This is a genomic window from Alcanivorax sp. (genome assembly GCF_051117345.1).
Lineage (GTDB): Bacteria > Pseudomonadota > Gammaproteobacteria > Pseudomonadales > Alcanivoracaceae > Alcanivorax.
Genome location: NZ_JBNPEC010000251.1, coordinates 1 through 2,487, shown reverse-complemented (window position 1 = coordinate 2,487; position 2,487 = coordinate 1). Strand labels below are relative to the sequence as shown.

The window sequence follows — 2,487 nt, the reverse complement described above, 5'->3', positions numbered from 1 at the left end:
CACCCCCTCTTCTCCCAGATCTGTCAGCTCGCGTGCTTCCAGTACGGTTTCGTACCCGTTCTCGGTATCACGGGTCAGCAGGGCTTGGACACTCATGATCGAACTCCTTCTGAAGCGGCTAGTTACGAGCGACTAGCTACGAGTCGCGAAACAACGCCTTTGCGACTCTGTGCGCGGCGACAATATTCTGTCGATTGGCACCCTACTTTCTCTCGCGGCTTGTGGCTCGCAGCTAGTAGCTAGTAGCTAGCTTTTAATGAATCTGTCGCTGGCTGCCACGGTGCCAGAATTTTTCTACGGCACGATGCAGGCTGGTTTCCAGAGAGAAACCGAGCCGCTCGCCCAGCTTGCGTTTGGCTTCCCACTGTACCTGATAGAGCGAATGGGTACCCTGGCGCAGTTGCAACAGTTCGTCACTGGTCATGATCTCGTCAACCAGACCCAATTCCTTGGCCTGACTGCCAAACCAGTGCTCACCGGTGGCGACCTTATCCAGATCCAGACCGCGACGATTGTCGCGGACAAACGATTTGAACAGCTGATGGGTATCTTCCAGTTCCTCCTGGAACTTGGCGCGCCCTTTTTCGGTGTTCTCGCCCAGCATGGTCATGGTGCGCTTGTATTCACCGGCAGTCATCAGCTCCACGTCGATATCGTTCTTTTTCAACAGACGATGGAAATTGGGAATCTGGGCAACCACACCAATGGAACCGATCACGGCGAAAGGCGCCGCCACAATACGATCAGCAATGCAGGCCATCATGTAACCGCCGCTGGCGGCCACTTCGTCCACGGTCACGGTCAACTTGATACCGCTATTGCGGATGCGGCGCAGCTGGGACGCTGCCAGGCCATAGCTGTGCACCAGGCCACCGGGGCTCTGCAGACGCACCAGCACTTCGTCATTCTGGGTGGCGACCTGCAGCACGGCACTGATTTCCCGGCGCAGATGATCTACCGCACTGGCCTGCACATCACCATCGAAATCCAGCACGAACAGGCGTGGTTCGACCTTGTCTTCGGTCCCTGCCTTTTTCTTTTGCTTGGCTTCCAGTTTTTCCTGCTTGCGCTTGGCTTTATGGGCTTTCTTGCGCTGTGCCTCGGGCAGGATTTCCGCCTCCAGAGAGTCCTTGAGGTCCTCAAATTCCTCATTGAGGTGGCGGACTCTCAGCTCTCCGTCCTGGCCCGCCTTGTTGCGGCCGCGGGACGCGGTGGCGGCGATGCCGCCGATCACAAACAAGATCGCTACCACCAGGGTAACGACCTTGGCCAGAAACATGCCATATTCGGATAAAAACGCGATCACTGTTTACCTGCTTGTCCGTAGGATGGGTACCTGCCCGTGGTCGGCAGATGAAAAGGAGTGGGGGGATTCTACCTAACCGAGCGGCAATGGGGTATGGCGGCCACCACAGGAATGCTGTGATGGCACTTCAAGACGATCCGTCAGCCTCAATCCCAGCCGGAAATAGCCTGCTGGGCACTGCCATTCATGGGGCGAGCGACCAGACCGGTGGCACCGGCATTCACTTCGAACAGGGCCCCTTCGGCCATGGGTAAATAGGCGGCACTGCCATAGCTGGCATCCACCAGCAGACTCCAGCCGTCCCGGGCCATTTTCCAGACATCAATACCCACCGGATCACGGTGCAGACTGTAGACAGTGCGGTCCCGGGAGCGCTCGTCTTCAAGTGCGTAGTATCGGCCGGAGATACGGTCCAACTGGTAGCCGGGCTGCAGGCCCAACAGGCTGAAAGGCATTTTCCATTTGATAATACGGGCATCCAGTTGCCACTGATCCCCTTTCAGGCGGAAGTCTTCGGTGGTGCCATCGGTGCGGGTAACGGTGGCAATGAAGGACTGCTCACCGGACTGACGGAAGCTGACCGTGGCCACGGACACTTCCTGAGCGTATTCACGGTAGCCGTAGATATTCAGGGCGAACAGGCTCAGATAGATAGCCAGCCCTACCATTAACAGCCCCGCTGTGCCTTTCAGCCATTGCATCAACCATTGCTGGCGCAGCAGCACCCAGGCGCCCAGCAAGACGAAAAGCAGGCTGAAAATAAAAATCACCAGAGGCGCGAGTGTGTAATTCATTGCTTCTGTCCTTTATTGGAAACGCGCTACCCAATGGTCAATCAGGGTTCGGGCGATACTGCCGGGTGGCGGTATCATTGGCAGCGACCGGTAGTGAAACCAGTCCGCTGCGACTATCTCGTCATCATCAATACAGATTTCCCCACCGGCATAGTCTGCGTGAAAGCCCAGCATCAACGAGTGGGGAAACGGCCATGACTGGCTGGTGAGATATCGAAGATTGCTCACCTCGATGCCGCTTTCTTCCCGCACTTCGCGGGACAGAGCCTGCTCCGCCGACTCCCCTGCCTCCATGAAACCTGCCAGACAGGAATACATCCCTTCCGGGAAACGGGTTGAGCGCCCCAACAATGCATGCTCGCCGCGGGTCACCAGAGCAATGATGCA

At 57.1% G+C, this 2,487-nt stretch carries 3 protein-coding genes; all 3 read right to left on the bottom strand.

What is annotated here, in order from left to right; translation table 11 throughout:
• Nucleotides 1-253 precede the first annotated feature (253 nt).
• A complete protein-coding gene (gene sohB, locus ACFE0K_RS15805) occupies nt 254-1,306 on the bottom strand; it encodes a protease SohB (protein WP_434536979.1) in 1,053 nt (350 codons plus the stop codon).
• Nucleotides 1,307-1,452: 146 nt separating this feature from the next.
• Nucleotides 1,453-2,100, bottom strand: a complete 648-nt coding sequence (locus ACFE0K_RS15800; RefSeq protein WP_035244225.1) for a hypothetical protein — start codon at nt 2,098-2,100, stop codon at nt 1,453-1,455.
• A 12-nt stretch (nt 2,101-2,112) separates the two neighbouring features.
• Nucleotides 2,113-2,487 (bottom strand): NAD(+) diphosphatase (nudC, locus tag ACFE0K_RS15795; protein WP_434536978.1); only part of this gene is annotated, 375 nt, incomplete at its 5' end.